18 protein-coding genes are annotated in these 17,178 nt (G+C 64.0%); 5 read left to right on the top strand and 13 right to left on the bottom strand.

Annotated elements, in window-relative coordinates; genetic code table 11:
• Positions 1-65: 65 nt before the first annotated feature.
• On the bottom strand, positions 66-626 hold the full coding sequence (gene rsmD, locus AC1RKJ_RS15825; RefSeq protein ID WP_492791874.1) for a 16S rRNA (guanine(966)-N(2))-methyltransferase RsmD: 561 nt from the start codon (positions 624-626) through the stop codon (positions 66-68).
• A gap of 7 nt (positions 627-633) precedes the next feature.
• Positions 634-2,790: a pseudouridine synthase gene (locus tag AC1RKJ_RS15820; RefSeq protein WP_492791873.1), complete on the bottom strand. Its 2,157-nt coding sequence runs from the start codon at positions 2,788-2,790 to the stop codon at positions 634-636.
• 171 nt (positions 2,791-2,961) lie between these two features.
• Between AC1RKJ_RS15820 and AC1RKJ_RS15815 the strand changes: the two genes are divergently transcribed.
• A complete protein-coding gene (locus AC1RKJ_RS15815; RefSeq protein WP_492791872.1) occupies positions 2,962-3,408 on the top strand; it encodes a nucleoside deaminase in 447 nt (148 codons plus the stop codon).
• Positions 3,409-3,524: 116 nt separating this feature from the next.
• On the opposite strand, the gene AC1RKJ_RS15810 is transcribed toward AC1RKJ_RS15815, so the two are convergent.
• Genes AC1RKJ_RS15810 through purD form a run of 3 tightly spaced genes read right to left on the bottom strand, consistent with a single transcriptional unit; the run spans position 3,525 to position 6,205 of the window.
• Entirely contained in the window at positions 3,525-3,971 is a 447-nt protein-coding gene (locus AC1RKJ_RS15810) for a GNAT family N-acetyltransferase (protein ID WP_492791871.1), read from the bottom strand.
• A complete protein-coding gene (locus AC1RKJ_RS15805) occupies positions 3,971-4,879 on the bottom strand; it encodes an alpha/beta fold hydrolase (RefSeq protein WP_492791870.1) in 909 nt (302 codons plus the stop codon). Before AC1RKJ_RS15805 ends, AC1RKJ_RS15810 begins: the two co-directional genes overlap by 1 nt.
• A 51-nt stretch (positions 4,880-4,930) precedes the next feature.
• Positions 4,931-6,205 carry a phosphoribosylamine--glycine ligase gene (gene purD, locus AC1RKJ_RS15800; RefSeq protein ID WP_492791869.1) on the bottom strand — a complete coding sequence of 425 codons (1,275 nt, stop codon included), beginning with the start codon at positions 6,203-6,205 and terminating at the stop codon, positions 4,931-4,933.
• A gap of 81 nt (positions 6,206-6,286) precedes the next feature.
• Here purD and xseA point away from each other — a divergent pair, with 81 nt between their 5' ends.
• Both xseA and AC1RKJ_RS15790 read left to right on the top strand, forming a co-directional pair.
• A complete protein-coding gene (gene xseA / locus AC1RKJ_RS15795) occupies positions 6,287-7,756 on the top strand; it encodes an exodeoxyribonuclease VII large subunit (RefSeq protein WP_492791868.1) in 1,470 nt (489 codons plus the stop codon).
• Between the two features lie 113 nt (positions 7,757-7,869).
• Positions 7,870-8,094 carry a DUF2093 domain-containing protein gene (locus AC1RKJ_RS15790; RefSeq protein WP_492791867.1) on the top strand — a complete coding sequence of 75 codons (225 nt, stop codon included), beginning with the start codon at positions 7,870-7,872 and terminating at the stop codon, positions 8,092-8,094.
• Positions 8,095-8,097: 3 nt separating this feature from the next.
• Here AC1RKJ_RS15790 and lpxK read toward each other — a convergent pair whose 3' ends face one another.
• The 6 genes from lpxK to AC1RKJ_RS15760 form a co-directional block, all read right to left on the bottom strand.
• Complete coding sequence (gene lpxK / locus AC1RKJ_RS15785; RefSeq protein WP_492791866.1) at positions 8,098-9,108, bottom strand: tetraacyldisaccharide 4'-kinase; 1,011 nt, start codon at positions 9,106-9,108, stop codon at positions 8,098-8,100.
• Positions 9,101-10,405, bottom strand: a complete 1,305-nt coding sequence (locus tag AC1RKJ_RS15780; RefSeq protein WP_492791865.1) for a 3-deoxy-D-manno-octulosonic acid transferase — start codon at positions 10,403-10,405, stop codon at positions 9,101-9,103. The genes lpxK and AC1RKJ_RS15780 overlap by 8 nt, the downstream gene beginning before the upstream one ends.
• Entirely contained in the window at positions 10,398-11,111 is a 714-nt protein-coding gene (locus tag AC1RKJ_RS15775; RefSeq protein ID WP_492791864.1) for a lysophospholipid acyltransferase family protein, read from the bottom strand. The genes AC1RKJ_RS15780 and AC1RKJ_RS15775 overlap by 8 nt, the downstream gene beginning before the upstream one ends.
• Complete coding sequence (locus AC1RKJ_RS15770) at positions 11,108-11,356, bottom strand: DUF4170 domain-containing protein (RefSeq protein WP_492791863.1); 249 nt, start codon at positions 11,354-11,356, stop codon at positions 11,108-11,110. The genes AC1RKJ_RS15775 and AC1RKJ_RS15770 overlap by 4 nt, the downstream gene beginning before the upstream one ends.
• 63 nt (positions 11,357-11,419) lie before the next feature.
• Positions 11,420-12,235, bottom strand: coding sequence for a 3'(2'),5'-bisphosphate nucleotidase CysQ (locus AC1RKJ_RS15765; protein ID WP_492791862.1), 816 nt, complete (start codon positions 12,233-12,235; stop codon positions 11,420-11,422).
• Positions 12,222-13,646, bottom strand: a complete 1,425-nt coding sequence (locus AC1RKJ_RS15760; RefSeq protein WP_492791861.1) for a TldD/PmbA family protein — start codon at positions 13,644-13,646, stop codon at positions 12,222-12,224. Before AC1RKJ_RS15760 ends, AC1RKJ_RS15765 begins: the two co-directional genes overlap by 14 nt.
• Before the next feature lie 304 nt (positions 13,647-13,950).
• Between AC1RKJ_RS15760 and AC1RKJ_RS15755 the strand changes: the two genes are divergently transcribed.
• Entirely contained in the window at positions 13,951-14,481 is a 531-nt protein-coding gene (locus AC1RKJ_RS15755) for a DUF6101 family protein (protein WP_492791860.1), read from the top strand.
• A gap of 3 nt (positions 14,482-14,484) precedes the next feature.
• Here the strand turns inward: AC1RKJ_RS15755 and ubiA are convergent, their stop codons facing one another.
• Positions 14,485-15,417 (bottom strand): 4-hydroxybenzoate octaprenyltransferase, encoded by a 933-nt coding sequence (gene ubiA, locus AC1RKJ_RS15750; RefSeq protein ID WP_492791859.1) that lies wholly within the window; start codon positions 15,415-15,417, stop codon positions 14,485-14,487.
• A gap of 65 nt (positions 15,418-15,482) precedes the next feature.
• A complete protein-coding gene (locus tag AC1RKJ_RS15745) occupies positions 15,483-16,178 on the bottom strand; it encodes a hypothetical protein (RefSeq protein ID WP_492791858.1) in 696 nt (231 codons plus the stop codon).
• 164 nt (positions 16,179-16,342) lie between these two features.
• Between AC1RKJ_RS15745 and AC1RKJ_RS15740 the strand changes: the two genes are divergently transcribed.
• Positions 16,343-17,104 carry a 16S rRNA (uracil(1498)-N(3))-methyltransferase gene (locus AC1RKJ_RS15740; RefSeq protein WP_492792767.1) on the top strand — a complete coding sequence of 254 codons (762 nt, stop codon included), beginning with the start codon at positions 16,343-16,345 and terminating at the stop codon, positions 17,102-17,104.
• The last annotated feature ends 74 nt before the right edge of the window (positions 17,105-17,178 follow it).

The raw sequence follows: 17,178 nt of genomic DNA, 5'->3' as shown, positions 1-17,178 counted from the left end.
TCAGATTCAGCATCGAAGATGCGTCTAAATTCACTTGACTCGTTACATCTGAATGAAAATTCAAGCTATGCTGAAGCTGTTGCGCGCAGAAACGTGAACTCGGTCTCGTCATAGGCGCGGCGTTCGAGTTCCTCAAAGCCGTCACTTGCGACAAATGCCGCCTTTGATTCCTCCACCACCACCAGCGCCTCCGGCGTCAGCCATTTGCCGTCGCGCAATGACGCAAGCGCCTTGTCAGCAAGACCGCGCTTGTACGGCGGATCGATAAACACCAGAGAGAACGGCTCCATCGGATAGGCCGGACCGAGATTAGTGGCGTCGCGGCGATAGACTTTTGTCACGCCGCCAAGTCCCAGCGCTTCGACATTGTTGCGCAGAAGCGCCCGCGCCTCCGCGCCGTTGTCCACGAACAGCGTGAACGCCGCACCGCGCGAGACAGCCTCGATCCCGAGAGCGCCGGTGCCGGCGAACAGATCGAGCGCACGCGCGCCGTCGATGGGATTCTCGTAGGCGTGCATCAGGATGTTGAACAGCGCCTCGCGCAGGCGATCCTGCGTCGGGCGAATGTCATTCGACGAGGGCGAGGCGATGTTACGGCCTCTCAGACGTCCACCAACGACGCGCATGATAAGTTCAGTCTTCCGTGAAATCGGTTGGCGGCTTCATGTCGCGCTTGCCTTTGTAGCCGCGCGTCGGACGGCGCGGCGGACCGAATCCGCTGGCCTCTTCCTCGTTGCGCGCGCGCGCCTCGTCGCTGCCGGCGCGCGTCACCAGGATACGACGGCCCTTGCGGTCGGCAATCAATCCGCTTTTGGAGCCGGCGGGCTTGATGCGGCCCTTGATGCGCGGGGTATCGTCGCCTTCAGCAGCTTCCTTCACCGGCTTGTCGAACTGCGCGCCGGACATGGCGACGATCTTGTCGCCGAGCTGATCGCGCAGCACCCGCGACTTGATCTCCTCGACCTGGCCTTCCTCGATCTCGCCCAACTGGAACGGGCCGTAGGAAATCCGGATCAGACGGTTCACCTCAAGACCGAGATGCGCCATCACATTGCGGACTTCGCGGTTCTTGCCTTCACGGATCGCGAACACGATCCAGACGTTGGCGGCCTTGTCGCGCTCCAGTGTCGCATCGATGGAGCCGTATTTGACGCCATCGACCTCGACGCCCTTTTTCAGTTCGTCGAGTTGACCCTGGGTGACGTCGCCATGGGCGCGCACGCGATAGCGCCGCAGCCAGCCGGTGTCCGGCAGTTCCAGCGCACGGGCGAGCCCGCCGTCATTGGTCAGCAGCAGCAGGCCTTCGGTGTTGAAATCGAGACGCCCGATGCTGATAAGGCGCGGCAGGCCCTCGGGCAGATTGTCGAACACCGTGGGACGGCCCTCGGGATCGTCATGGGTCGTCATCAGGCCGCGCGGCTTGTGATACAGAAACAGCCGCGTGCGCTCGCGCTCCGGCAACGGCTTGCCGTCGATGGTGACGACGTCGTTGGTGGTGATGTCGAGCGCCGGCGAATTGATGACGCGGCCGTTCACGGCGACGCGGCCCTGCACGATCCAGTCCTCGGCGTCGCGACGCGAGCAAAGCCCCGCCCGCGCGACAATCTTGGCGATGCGCTCGCCGCTTTTCTTTTTCTCAGGAACGGCACGCGGCGGGCGCTTGTCGAAATCAGGCTTGCGCTCGCGATAGGCGCCACGGCCACCGAAGGCCGGGCGTTTTGCGAAGACCTTGCTGTCGTCCTCGTTCTCGCGGCGTGGCCGGTCACCGGTCTCGCTGCGCGGGTGTTCCTGCCAGTCGCTGCGGCCACGCGGCGCGCGATCATCGCGCGGCTTGTCGAAGCGGGGACGATCGAATTTCGCACGGTCATCTCTCGGACGATCGAACTTGCGCGGGCCGCGATCCCCACCGGCCGGACGCTCGTCGCGTGGACGCGAGAACCTCGGACGCTCGCTCGAACCACGATCGTCGCGCGGTTTGTCGAAACGCGGCTTGTCGAAGCGCTTTCCGCCATCGCGCGACGGTTCGCGCTTCTGCCAGGGTTTATCGCCGCCGCGATCCTCGCCACGGTTGAATTCCTTGCGCGGCCCGCGATCCGGCGCGCCACGCGAAGGCCGGTCATCACGATTGAAGCGCGGGCGTTCGTCGCGTTGCGGCCTGTCGTCCCGGTTGAAGCGGGCGGGACGTGCATCGCCGCCTTCGCCGCGCGGCGTGTAAGGCCGCTTCTCGCCAAACTTCTTGTCCTGGAAACGTCCGGCGCCTGCACTGCGCGGCGCGCGATCATCGCGGTCACGCGGCTTGAAGGAACGACCCTCGCCACGATCCTCGCGCGGCTTGAACGGACGACCTTCGCTGCGATCGCCACGCGGCTTGAACGAACGGGCTTCGCCGCGATCCTCACGCGGTTTGAACGAACGGGCTTCGGGTCGATCGCCACGTGGCTTGAACGGCGCACGGCCCTCGCCGCGATCCTCGCGCGGCTTGAATGAACGTGCTTCCCCGCGATCCCGCGAACCGAAATCCTTGCGCGGTCCACGATCCGCGCGATCATCGCGCTGCGGACGATCGTCGCGTTTACCGGCGTAAGGCTTGGCTGCGTAAGGTTTGGCGCCCGGGCTGCGGGCGGCATATGGCCGCTTGTCGCCAAATTTCTTGTCGCCACCGCGCGGGCCTGCGCCACTGCGTCCGCCCGGGCCTGCCGAACGGCCCTTGCCGCCGCCCTTGTAACCCGCACCGGCTCCGCCTTCACGGCGCGGCGGACGACCGTTGTTTTTATCGTTATCGCGGGGCATGAATGATCTCTCAGGACTTGTGGCAGACTATATCGCGGCTGCGCGCTTTCGTGAAACCGGATCGGCATCGGCAAGGCGCGCCCCTGTCGATCAGGGCGTCTCTCACGCAAAACCGGTCATCACGTTTGCTGAAGCGGACCTACTAACAGAGTTTTCCGGCGGATACGAGGCATGACAGCACGATCTTTCATGGATTTGGCGCTGAAACAGGCGAAAATTGCTGAAACTGCGGGTGAAGTGCCGATCGGCTGCGTGATCGTGCGGGACGGCGAGGTGATCGCACAGGCCGGCAACCGCACCCTCGCCGACCGCGATCCGACCGCCCACGCCGAGATTCTGGCGATCCGCGAAGCCGCGCGCGTGACCGGCAGCGAGCGCCTGACCGATTGCGATCTCTATGTCACGCTGGAGCCGTGCACCATGTGCGCGGGCGCGGTGTCCTTCGCGCGCATCCGCCGGCTCTATTATGGCGCAGCCGATCCGAAGGGCGGCGCGGTGGACTCAGGCGTCAGGTTCTTCGCGTCGCCCACCTGCCATCATGCGCCGGAGATTTATCCCTCGGTTGGCGAGCGCGAGGCCGCGGCGCTGCTGACAAATTTTTTCAAGGCGAGAAGGTAAGTTGAATTGCGTCATTCCGGGGCGCGAGTGAAACGAGCGAACCAGGAATCTCGATGAACTCTGCGAGATTCCGGATCAGCCCGCTTCGCGGCCTGTCCGGAATGACGGCGTGAAACTCACAAATCCAGCTTCATGCCCTCGTGGGACGCCTCGAAACCAAGCCGCTTGTAAAAGCGGTGCGCGTCGAGTCGCTGCTTGTTGGTCGTGAGCTGCAACTGCTTGCAGCCGCGCGTGCGGGATTTGGCGACAATCGCATCGATCATCTGTTCGCCGATTCCGAGACCGCGCAGCGAGCGATCCACCCGCACGCCCTCGACCTTCGCAATCCAGCTGCCGCCATAGGACATGCCGGGAATGAAGGTGAGTTGCAGACAGCCCATCACCGCACCATTCTCGTCCCAGACATAAAGCGTGTTGTTCGGGTCCGCCGCGATGACGTCGAACGCAGCATGATACGCCGCCATGTCGCCGGACAGATCCTCGCGGCCCCGCGCGACCTCATCGTCGGCCAGCATCTCGATAATGCGGCGAATGTCTTCCCGCCGTGCCTCGCGTAACGCCATCAGTCCTGCCCCGAAAAGAATTTCAGCAATGCCGCAGCCGTGGCTTGCGGGTTTTCCTCCGGCAGAAAATGCCCGGAATCAATCGGCTCACCCCGCACATCGGTCGCCCACCTGCGCCAAGACTCGATCGGGCTGCTTGCCGACGATGCGATCCCCGCGGCGCCCCACAGCGCCAGCAGCGGCACCGTGATCTTTTTCCCCGCATCGAGATCGGTCTTGTCATGTTCGAAATCGGCGTAAGCCCCTGCGCGATAATCCTCGCAGGCCGCGTGAATGCGCAGCGGGTCGCGAAAAGCGGTCAGGTAATGTTCGACCGCGCGCGGATCGAACGGATTCGGCCGATCCTTCTTGGCCCAGCTCTTGAACGTGCGGCCGAAATAGTCGTCGGGATTCGAAGCGATCAAATTCTCGGGCAATGGATGCGGCTGCGCCAGGAAGGCCCAATGATAGACGCGAAGGGCGAAGCTGCGATCCATCTTCGACCAGTAATCGTAGGTCGGAAGGATATCCAGTGTCGCCAATCGCGACAGCCGCCCCGGATGATCGAGCGCAAGCCGATAGGCCACGCGGCCGCCGCGATCATGCCCGGCGAGCACGAATTGCACATGTCCCAGTTTTTCCATCGCCTCGATCATCACCTGCGCCATGGCACGCTTGGTGAACGGCGTGTGGTCGGCATCGGTCTTCGGGACGTCCGACCAGCCGTAGCCGGGCAGATCGGGGATCACGAGGGTGAACTTGTCCGCAAGCGCCGGGGCCACGCGATGCCACATCACATGCGTTTGCGGATAGCCATGCAGCAACAGCAGCGGCGGGCCCTTTCCGCCGACGCGCGCAAAGATGCGCCCGCCGCGGGTGCTGATCCATTCGGATGCGAAGCCGGGAAACAGATCAGCGAGATCGGACATGCTCAGTTCTCCGTATTCGCGGGGACGACATCGTAAATGGGGGCCGCCCGTCTAGCTTTTCAACGCTTTCTCGCGCGCGACAGCCTGCCAGCCGATGTCGCGGCGGCAGAAGCCTTCCGGCCACCGGATGCGATCAATCGCTTCATAGGCGCGGCGCTGCGCCTCGCTGACGGTCGCGGCCGTCGCGGTCACGTTCAAGACACGTCCGCCATTGGCGAGAATATGTCCGCCCTCGGATTTCGTGCCGGCGTGAAATATCTCGACGCCCTCGACTTGCGCCGCAGCATCGAGGCCGTCGATCCGCGTGCCCTTGGCGTAGTCGCCGGGATAACCTTTCGCCGCCATCACCACGGTCAGCGCCGGCTCCGGATGCCAGCGCAGGTCGAAATGTTTCAACTCGCCGTCCACCGACGCCAGCAGCGCCGGCACGATGTCCGACGTCAGGCGCATCATCAGCACCTGCGTCTCGGGATCGCCGAACCGCGCATTATATTCGATCAGCTTCGGGCCATCCTTCGTGATCATCAGGCCCGCGAACAGCACACCCTTGTAGGGCATCCCCATCGCCTTCATCGCGCGCAGCGTCGGCAAAATGATTTCGCTCATGGTCCGCTCGCGCACGGCATCGGTGAACACGGGCGCGGGAGAATACGCGCCCATGCCGCCGGTGTTCGGACCCTTGTCGCCGTCATAGGCGCGCTTGTGATCTTGTGCCGCCACCAATGGCAGCGCGTTGTCGCCGTCGCACAGCACGAAGAACGAGGCTTCCTCGCCCTCCATGAATTCCTCGACCACGGCTTCCGCGCCGGCTGAAGTGAACAATGCATCGATCGCGGCTTCCGCCTCGGCCAGCGTCATCGCCACCACGACGCCCTTGCCCGCCGCGAGACCGTCGGCCTTCACGACAATCGGAGCGCCCTGCTTGCGGATGTAAGCCTTCGCCGCATCGGGATCGCGAAAGCGCTCATAGGCCGCGGTCGGAATGTTGTTGGCCTTGCAGATATCCTTGGTGAAGCCCTTGGAGCTTTCCAGTTGCGACGCCGCCTTGCTCGGGCCGAACGCCTTGATGCCAGCGTTTGCGAGATCATCCACGATGCCGGCGGCGAGCGGCGCTTCGGGGCCGACCACGACCAGATCGATTTTGTTCTGCTTGCAGAAATCGATCACGGCGGCATGGTTCGCCACATCGAGGGCGACGCATTCCGCTTCCTGCGCGATGCCGGCATTGCCCGGCGCGCACCACAATTTCGTCAGCAGCGGCGATGCCGCCATCTTCCATGCCAGCGCGTGTTCGCGCCCGCCGGAACCGATCAAGAGGATATTCATGGATAAGGGTCGAACCGGCGTTTATGGGATGATAGAACCGTTTAACATGATGCTTCGCCATCGCAACAGATTCGAATCCTGATGAAAGCCACTGCTGCCGAACCGCTGCTCAATTCACCGGAATTCACCGTGTCGGAGCTGTCCTCGGCCCTGAAGCGGACGGTGGAGGACGCCTATGGCCATGTCCGGGTGCGCGGCGAGATTTCGGGCTTTCGTGGGCCGCACTCCTCCGGCCACTGCTATTTCGCGCTGAAAGACGACAGCGCCAAGATCGAGGCGGTGATCTGGAAGGGCGTGCACGGCCGGATGCGGTTCAAGCCGCAGGAGGGGCTCGAGGTCATCGCCACCGGCAAGCTCACCACGTATCCCGGCTCGTCGAAATACCAGATCGTGATCGAGGCCATCGAGCCCGCCGGCGTCGGCGCGCTGATGGCGCTGATGGAAGAACGCAAAAGGAAGCTCGCCGCCGAAGGTCTGTTCGACGAGGCGCGCAAGCAGCTTCTGCCGTGGCTGCCCGAGGTGATCGGCGTCATCACCTCGCCGACGGGTGCTGTGATCCGGGACATCCTGCATCGTCTGGAGGATCGTTTTCCGCGCCACGTTCTGGTGTGGCCGGTGCGCGTGCAAGGCGAAGGCTCCGCCGAGCAGATTGCGGCGGCGATCCATGGCTTCAACGCGCTGGAGGAAGGCGGCAGGATTCCGCGTCCGGATCTGCTGATCGTCGCGCGCGGCGGCGGTTCACTGGAGGACCTCTGGTCGTTCAACGAGGAAATCGTGGTGCGCGCCGCGGCGGAGAGCATGATTCCGCTGATTTCGGCGGTCGGCCACGAGACCGACGTGACGCTGATCGATTTCGCCGCCGACAAGCGCGCGCCGACGCCGACCGCTGCCGCCGAAATGGCGGTGCCGGTGCGCGCCGAACTGTTCGTCGAGGTCACATCGCTGGAGCGGCGCGCGATGCTGTGCTGGCAGCGCGGCCAGGAAACCCGCCGCAGCGAGCTGCGCGCGGCGGTGCGCGCACTGCCGAAAGCCACCGAGCTGCTGGACATTCCGCGCCAGCGCCTCGATCGCGCCAGCGCGCAACTGCCCCGCGCCCTGCGCGCCAACGCGCATGTCTACGAACGGCGATTGTCCGCCATCGGCGGACGTCTGACGGTCACGGCGCTGCGCGCGCAGATCGATCGCAGCAAGGAGAAAGTGGAGCGGCTGGCGATCAGCGCGCGGCGCTGCGCGGATCTGCATATCCAGCAGCGCGACACCCGCTTGCGCTACGTGTCGCAGCTTCTGAATGCGCTGTCCTACAAGGGCGTGCTGGAACGCGGCTTCGCACTGGTCCGCGACGAACATGGCGCGCCGCTGCATGCGGCCACGGGCGTGAACGCCGGCCAGCGCCTCAGCATCGAATTCACCGACGGCCGCATCGGCGTGACGGCGGACGGTGACGGAACCGCCACCACATCCAAAACGACATCGACGCCGACGCCAGCAAAGCCTGCATCGAAACGAGCCACTGATTTCGGCGTCAAAAAGGTTCAGGGCGACCTGTTCTGAGCCGCAGACAGGGCATGATCCCGTCAAAAGCGGGTTTCCCCTTTTCCAGATAGTGCCTATATTTAAGCAATCTTTCCGGACGATCACTGCCGGACCCCACAAGGACAACACTCGTGCTCAATAAATTCGGGCCTTCCGGCCAGGGCGAAGCGCAGGTCGAGTATCTCGACGGCGATTTCCGCGTGACGTCTCCCGGCTCCTACGTCCGCTGCGCCGTCACCGGCGAACACATCCCGCTGGATGAACTGAAATACTGGAGTGTCGACCGGCAGGAAGCGTATGCGACGCCGGAAGCCGTCTTGAGCCGGCATTATCCTGCGCAGCTGAAAAAGGCCTGAGGCCTATCGCGCGCGTGCTTTCGCCAGCCGCGCCGCCACGAAATTCCGCAACGCCGCTTCATCACTGAATTCCAGCGTGACCGCAAGGACGCGGATATTGTCCGCATGACGCGCGAGCCGTGCGTCGCTGCGGATACGCGCCATGTCCTTTTCGGTCGTCACCAGCGTGAGCGATTGTTCCGCCGCCTCCGACACCAGGCGTTCGATCTCGCCCGGCGTAAACGGATGATGATCGTCGAACGCTCGTTCCTCGATCACGGTCGCGCCGCCCTTGCGCAGCGTGGCGAAGAACCGCTCCGGATCGCCGATCCCCGCGAAAGCCAGCACGCGCTGATTGCGCAGCCCTGAAATCGATTCCTCATCGGGTGCAAGACGCGCGTGCAGAACCGGCGCGCCCCGCGCGGTGACGGCATCGGCGACCGGAGTGGCAGCCTGTCCCTCCCCGATCACGACCAACGCATCAGTGCGCACGATCTGCGGCGGCAGAGGCGCGCGCAGCGGCCCGGCCGGAAACACGCAACCGTTGCCGACGCCGCGCGCCGCATCGATCACGATCAGGGACACATCCTTCACCAGCGCGGGGTTCTGGAATCCGTCGTCAAGCACGACCACGCTCGCCCCCTGTCCGCGCGCGAGGGCCGCTCCGGCGACGCGATCGCGCGAAACGATGACCGGCACGAATGCGGCCATCATCAGCGGTTCGTCGCCGACGTCCGCGGCGGTGTGCAGCGACAGATCGGCACGAACCGGACCCTGAATGGTGCCGCCGTAACCGCGGCTGACGACGAAGGGCTGTTCGCCCATTCCGCGCAGGGTTTGCACAAGCGCCAGTGTTGTGGGTGTCTTGCCCGCGCCGCCGACATGATAATTGCCGACACAAATGACGGGCAGTCCGGCCGATGCACCGGCGCGCGCCATGCGCCGCGCGCTGACGGCGCCGTAAATCGCGCCAAGCGGCGCAAGCAATCGCGACATCAACGATGGCGGCCGATACCAGAAGGCCGGCTCACGCATCGGAGCCCCCTCCCTCCAGCCGCAACTGCAACAAGTACGGCTCGAGCGCACTGAGCGTCTTGTCGAGCGCGCCGCCGAGCCGGCCCACCACCTGCTCGGCAACGCCGACCGATCGCTGCCGCGCGATCGGGTTGACCAGCAAGTGGCCGAGCGACCGCACGAAGTCCTCGTCGGTCTCGGCGCGGATGGCGCCGCCGGCCTGATCGAGCGCTTCATAAATGTCGCTGAAATTGAAGACATGCGGCCCGTGCAGGATCGAAGCACCAAGCTTGATGCCCTCGATCGGATTCTGTCCGCCGTGCGCCACCAGCGATCCGCCCATGAACACCACCGGCGCGATCCGATAGAACAGTCCGAGTTCGCCGAGCGTATCTGCGACATAGATATCCGTGCCGCCGCCGGGCAGTTCATCCTGCGAGCGCAAGGCCACCCGCATTCCGGCCGCCGTCAGCATTTTCGCGATGGCGACGCCGCGCTGCGGATGACGCGGCACGATCACGCTCAGCAGTTGGGGAAACCGCGGCGCGAGACGCCGGTGCGCGTCGAGAACCGCTTCCTCCTCGCCGGGATGGGTGGACGCCGCGACGAACACCTGCCGGCGCTGCACGGCCTCCTTGAGGCGCTCGAGTTTCTTCACATCCGCCGGCAGATTTTCGACGTCCAGCTTGAGATTCCCGGACGTCACGACATTCGGACAACCCAATGCCGCGAAACGCTCGGCGTCGCTGTCGGACTGCGCGAGGCAAAGATCGAAGCATTGCAGCAGCGCGGAGATCGTGCCGCGCAGTTTACTCCAGCGCGGAAACGAACGCGGCGACATGCGGCCGTTGATGATCACCATCGGAATGCGCCGCTCGGCGCTCGACATAATCAGATTGGGCCAGATATCCGACTCGATGAACAGTGCGAGGCCAGGTTTCCAGTGATCGAGAAACGCCGAAACGAAGCGCGGCGAATCGAACGGCACAAACTGGTGGATGACGTCGGGCGGAAACCGCCGTGCGACAATATCCGCCGACGTCACCGTTCCGGAGGTCAGCAGGATGCGGACGTTCAACGCCCGCAACCGCTCGATCAGGCCGGCCGCCGCCAGAACCTCGCCGACGCTCGCGCCGTGAATCCAGATCAGGGGTCCCGGTGGGCGGGCTGCGCTTGCGACACCCCGGCGTTCGCCGATCCGCGCTGGATCTTCCTTGCCTTGCTTCAGCCGCCGCGCGATCAGCGGAGACACCAGCGGCGCGGCCATCGCCGAAAGCCGCCGGTACGCCGCAAGCGTCGCGGGGAGCGCGCTAGGCATGGATGCCCTCATCCGGCCGGCCGACGATCTGATAGGCGCGACGCGTCACGTCGTTGAGCCGTGTTTCGAGTTGCGCGCGCAGCATCTGCATCGCCTCGTTGTCCGCGTCGGGCGGCACCCTGATAATCTCGCCGACCGAGATGACGCCGCGCCCGAATGGCAAATGAATGACCGAGCGGTCCCAGTTGTTGAGACGCTTGAAGCGGCTGGTGGCGATCGCCACCGGCAAGATCGGACGGCCCGATTCCCGCGCCAGCATGATGATGCCAAGTCCCGCCTTGCGCGACACCTTCGGCACGTCGGCGGTCAAGGCCATGTTGATCTTCTCGTCCAGCGTGCGCAGCATCGCCTTGAACGCGCTGACGCCGCCCTTGCGGTGAAACGACGTGCCATGATCGCCGGATCCGCGCACGGTTCCGACATCGAGCCGTTCCGCCGCGATGGCATTGATCTCACCATCACGATGGCGCGAAATCAAAACCTTGGCCGGATACTGCTTGCGCTTCAGGAACGGCATCATGAAATGCTGGCCGTGCCAGAACGCGATGATCAGCGGCATGTCCGGCTCGAGTCGCTCGTATGCGTCCGGCGGATCGATGCTGAAACGGTTGGTCCACCACACCAGCCGCAGGAACTCGGCGGCGGTGAAGCCGGCAGCACGATGCAGCCAGCTTGCGCGGCCTAGCTTTCGAAGTGCGGATTTCAACGGGCGGACTTCGCATCGTTGGCGGGGTCGAGCAGCCGGTGGAGATGGACGATGAAATAACGCATGTGCGCGTTATCGACGCTCTGCTGGGCCTTCGCCTTCCATGCCATATGGGCCGTGGCGTAGTTCGGAAACAGGCCGACGACCTCGACCTTGTCGAGATCCTTGAATGTCACGTGATCGAGGTCGAGCAGTTCGCCGCCGATAACGAGGTGAAGCAACTGCGGTTGCACAGTTTCGGACATGAGTCACATTCCCAAAGCGATGACCGGCACTTTGAATTCAAGCACCAAATAAGGACACAAGCATTACAAAATCGGGTTGTCCCGAAAGTGCTTGACGATATGCGCATGGCGCGCACGTCCCGCCGCCACCAGCAATCCATGACGAACGTCGGCCTGATTGTAAACCAGTCGTTCGCCAGCCAGTGTGGTCATTTCCCCGCCTGCTTCGTGCACGATTAAATCGGCCGCGGCAAGGTCCCAGTCGCGGCTATTCCCGCCTGCAAACGCGGCATCAAGCCGCCCTTCCGCCACCCTTACCAGCCGCAACGCCAGCGATCCGATCCGTGGATAAAGGCTTTCGCCGTCCTTCATGCCGCCGAGACGCTCGACCAGCGGCTTCGGTCCGGCAATTTTTGGAAAATCGATGGCGGCCCCCGGCGCTGCTGTGATCGGCAGACCGTTCAGCACGGTGCCGCGCCCGCGCGTTGCAAAAAAGAACTCATCGCTGGCCGGCGCAAACACCGCACCCAATACCGGCGAACCGTCCGCAACCAGCGCGATACTCACCGACCAGTCGTCCTGACGTGCGAGATAGGCGCGCGTGCCGTCGATCGGATCGACGATCCATGTCGGCGATTTGCCGAGCCGCGAGGAATCGTCCTCGCTCTCTTCCGACAGCCATCCGTAATCCGGTGTCGCGGCGCGCAGCCGGGTCTCGATCAGATCGTTGACCGCGATATCGGCCTCGGACACCGGCGACGACTTGCCCTTGATCCAGGTTTTCAATTCGGTGCGGAACAGACTGAGCGCGAGCGCGCCGGCCTCGCGCACCACGCCCTCAAGCAAGGCGGCATCGCGCGTCAGGGCAGCGCCTGCAAACTCGAGGTCAGCGCCCGGCAATCGTCAATCCTTCGATACGCACCGTCGGCGCGTTGACGCCGTACTTGAAAACGAGATCGTTGGCCGGAATCATCGACTTGAAAATCTCGAACAGATGGCCCGCGATGGTCACCTCGCTGACCGCATAGGTCAGTTCGCCGTTCTCGATCCAGAAACCCGCCGCGCCCCGGCTATAGTCGCCGGTGACACCGTTGACGCCCGAGCCGATCAGGTCGGTGACGTAGAAGCCTTCCTTGATATCCGACATCAACTCGGCAGGCGTGGCTTTGCCGGCTTCAAGATGAAGATTGTAGGGCCCGGGCGAAGGCGACGACGACACGCCGCGATGGGCATGACCCGTGGTGGCCATGCCGAGCTCCTTTGCGGTTGCTGAATCCAGCAGCCATGTCGTCAGCACTCCGCCATCGATGATCGCAAGTTTTTTTGTCGCCACGCCTTCGGCGTCGAACGATTGCGACCGCAGGCCGCGCACACGCAGCGGATCGTCGATGATGCGGATGCTGCTGTCGAACAATTGCTGGCCGAGACGGTCTTTCAGAAAACTCGTCTTGCGTGCGATCGATGCCCCGTTCACCGCGCCGACCAGATGGCCGACCAGCGATCCCGAAACGCGCGGATCGAACACCACCGGCACCTTGCAGGTCGCAACCTTGCGCGGATTGAGCCGCGCCACGGTGCGCTCGCCCGCCAGACGCCCGACGCTCGCCGGTGACGCCAGATCGCCGACATGAATCGCCGACGTGAAATCATAGTCACGTTCCATGCCGGTGCCTTCACCGGCAATCGCCGTCATCGAGATGCCCTGGCTCGACCGCAGATAGGATCCGTGGAAGCCGGTCGAAGTCACGAGCACCATGCCGCCGATACCGGCGGAGGCCGCCGCGCCTGAGGATTTCGACACACCCTTGACGGCAAGTCCCGCGGCTTCGGCTTCCTGCGCGCGCCGCTCCAGTTCCTCGACAGACGGCACCTGCGGATCGAGCAGATCGAGATCCGGAAACTGCTTCGCTAGCAAGGACGGATCGGCAAGGCCGACATAGTCGTCATCGGGTGCGACCTTCGCCATCGCCACCGCGCGCTCGGCAAGCTTCGCGGCGCCGTCGCCGCTGATGTCGTTGGTGGAGATGACGGCCTGACGCTTTCCGACGAACACGCGCAGTCCGACGTCATCTCCTTCGGAACGCTCCGATGCTTCAACCTTGCCGTCGCGAATCTCGACGCCTTGCGACACGCCGCGCACCGCGACCGCGTCGGCAGCATCCGCGCCCGCGCGTTTCGCTGCTTCAACGAGCCGCTGCGCCAATGCGCTTAATGCGCTCTGATCGAGAAGTTCGGATGTTGTTGATTTCGCCGACGACGGCTTCGAAGAAGACAACGAAGAGGAGACCCGCGCGTTTGGTGAAGAGTTCACGAACAAATTCCCGAAGCTTGATTCGAACGTCTGGATTGATGAGACTTAGCGGCGAATGCAATATATCATGAGATGTGCCTGTTTTATGCGGACTTCAAGCGTTTTCGCCGCCTTCCGGCAAAGATATTTGGCATAGCCTGGCAAGGTCTCGTCAATCATCTGCGCCAACCTCTCGTCAATCATGAGAAGTGAAGCAATGCCGGTGAGATAGGATTAACCAGCCTTCTTAAGCGGATTCCGACGCCGCTCTGGCATCGTCCACCCATCGACCGGGAACATAATTCCGGCGTGGGAGATAAAAGCCGTGAGGCGTCAATTCGGAGTCGGCGGGGCGCAACCCGTCGGGTCGAGCTGCATGTTGCAGCTCGACCCCCATTCTTTGCCGGTCAGCTTTGAGGCGCGCGATGGCCGCGCTGATGGCGGCGTCAGGCATATCGAAATCCACCGCGAGCGTGTCACCGTGCGCCGTGCCGTTGGCGGCATGCGCATGGCGATCAATGTCCGCGTCAGCGACTTTCTCGGCATCGCGTGCCGCGAGACGAATGACGGACACGCGCTGGTGCTGGTCCATCACGATCCGTCGCTGTCGGTGCCGCTGCTCGTGACGGCTGACGAATTGCAACTCGATCTGGCGTGGCAGATGTGGGGCGATCTGTTCGCATTGCCTCAGATCGAGAACGAAGACGACGCTGCGCGCCGACCGGCGCCTCGCCGCCGCCGCCGCAATGTCATCAAGGACCGCCGCCCGAAATTTCTGGTGCGCCGCAAGGCCGGTCGCGTAACGACAGAACAATCCATTCACCGCGGCGAGCGCGAGATCATCGCGCGGCACTGAAAATCAGGAACTGCGCAGCACCGCGTCCGCCAGCAATCCGGCGAACAGCAGCAGACCCGCGTCGCGGTTCGACTTGAACAGCCGCAGGCACAACGCCGAGTCGCCGATCCGGATCGTCCGGACCTGCCAGACCAGATGCGCCGCAAACGCCGCCAGTCCCACCCAGGCCAGCCATTGCGAGCCGGCGCGCCACAGCGCCATGCCGATCAGCAGCACGGCAAGGCCATAAAAAATCGTCAGCGCGGCCTGCGTCCGTTCGCCGAACAACAGCGCCGTCGACTTGATGCCGACCAGCACGTCATCCTCGGTGTCCTGATGGGCGTAAATTGTATCGTAGGCGATGACCCAGGCGATCGATCCTGCATAGAGGATGAGCGCCGTCGCATCGATGCGGCCAAGAATAACCGCAAAGCCCATCAGCGCTCCCCATGAGAACGCAAGACCAAGGGTCGCCTGAGGCCAGTAGGTAATGCGCTTCATGAAGGGATAGACCGCGACGATCACGAGCGAGGCGATGCCGGTCATGATCGCGAAGCGGTTGAACTGCAGCAGCACCGCAAGCCCGACCAGCGCCTGGATCACCAGAAAAATCGCGGCCTGTGCCACCGTCACCTGACCCGACGGGATCGGCCGCGACCGGGTGCGCTCGACCTGGTTATCGAGATCCCGGTCCGTGATGTCGTTCCAGGTGCAGCCCGCGCCGCGCATCACCATCGCGCCGATCAGAAACAACACGATGACAAGCGGCAGACCGCGCACGTCATGGGCGATGCCCGCGGCCAATGCCGCCGACCACCAGCACGGCATCAGCAACAGCCACCATCCGATCGGGCGGTCGAAACGCGAGAGGCGCAGATAGGGCCGCATCCAGAGCGGCGCATGGGTATCGACCCAATTCGCGGTGGAGTCGGCGACGGGGGCTGCGGCGTTGCTCATCCCAAGCCTTCTGCTCTAAGCCTTTTAGGTCTGTGCCTTTTAGCTCGGAGCGCGCTCCAGGCAAATCACCGGGTGAGGACGTTGCCGTTCAGCGTGTCGAAGGTGCTGCCGCCCTTCTTCATGGATTTGGCTTCCGGAAGCGAGGCGGAGCCGAGCGCTTCGCTCAGGCTCGGGCCCGCTGGACCGACTGGGCCCTGCGCTGCGGCGGCACAGACTTTCGCCAGCAACTGCTCGGTGCCGGCATGGCCCTTCTTCATCTGCTCGCCGACATTCGGAGGGATGCCGCACTTTTTCGCATTGCCTTCGACGAACTTGATCATCCTCACTTCGGCCTGCGCGAAACTGCCGATCAGCTTGCAGGCCTCCTGCGGAGGAGCCTTGCGCTTGCCGGCAGCCTTGATCGCGTTGGCCTTGGCTTCGGCATCCTTGCGCAGCGGCGCGAAGCCGGTCTGACACTCTTCCGCGCCGGGTGGAGGACCGGCTTGCTGCTGCGGCATTCCGAAGCCGCCGCCGCCGACCGGCGCCGCGCCGGTCGAGAATGCATTTGAGGAAGGGGCAGGTTGCGGGGGCGCAGCCGCTGCGCCGTTCACGGGCGGGAACGGCGACGCCGCAGGCGCACCGCCCACGGGAGGAAATGGCGAAGGGGCAGGCGCAGCCTGTCCCGGCAGCGGCGCCGGAAATGCGCCCTGCGCGCGGACGTCCGCGACATGCATGACGAGCGCGGCGGCAGCCAGCGATAGAATAAGACGGTGGGCGGTCACGGATTCTCCTCCGGCGGGTTCCAGTGTCCCTGGATGATGTTTTACGATTCCCGCCTGCCGTTAACAACCCGTCGAATTTGGCGACAGCGCGGCGGTTCGCCGCGTAAGTGGCTGCTAATCCGCATTCATTGGGCTAGAAGTCGGAACATGAACGGACCCGCATGATGCCCAAACTCGATTTTCGCAGCCCCCGCCTTTTCGTTGATGCTCCGCTCTTGGCGGGAATGGGCATCGCGCTCGATCGCGACCAGTCCAATTATCTCGGTAACGTGTTGCGGCTCGCGGCTGGCGACACCGTGCTGGTCTTCAACGGCCGTGATGGCGAATGGCAGGCCACGCTCGCGGGCCGCAAGCGGCCGGACCGCGCCGAAATCGTCAGCCAGACCCGCGCGCAGGATGGTCTGCCCGATCTGCATTACGTGTTCGCGCCGCTGAAGCACGCGCGGCTCGACTACATGGTTCAGAAAGCCGTTGAAATGGGGGTCGCAGCGCTCCGGCCGGTGACGACGCGATTCACACAGGCGAGCCGCGTCAACACCGAACGGATGCGCGCCAATGTCATCGAGGCTGCCGAGCAATGCGGCATCCTCAGCCTCGCCGAGGTCCGCGATCCCGAACCGCTTGAGCGCTATCTGAACGCACGCGACGGCCAGCGTCTGCTGGCGTTCTGCGACGAGGAAGCGCCGACCGCCGATCCTGTCGCCGCCCTTGCGCAGGCCCGCGCCGGCCATGCGGGCGGTACCGATGTGCTGATCGGCCCCGAAGGCGGATTTGCCGAGGACGAACGCGTGCTGCTGTCGAAGCAGCCGCGCATCGTGCGCCTCGCGCTGGGTCCGCGAATCCTGCGCGCCGACACTGCGGCGGTCGCGGCGCTCGCCGTCGTGCAGGCGGCAGTCGGCGATTGGGGACAATCGAATACACGCTGAGGTTGCATTCCGGAAGACCTCTCATTAAGCCCTTTTCCGGATCGTCGTCGAAACCCCGTCATTCCCGTGCTAAG

The organism is Afipia sp. GW822-FHT04G07 (assembly GCF_058800765.1).
Note: the sequence above shows the minus strand (reverse complement) of the source record. Positions and strands in the feature narration are given on the sequence as shown.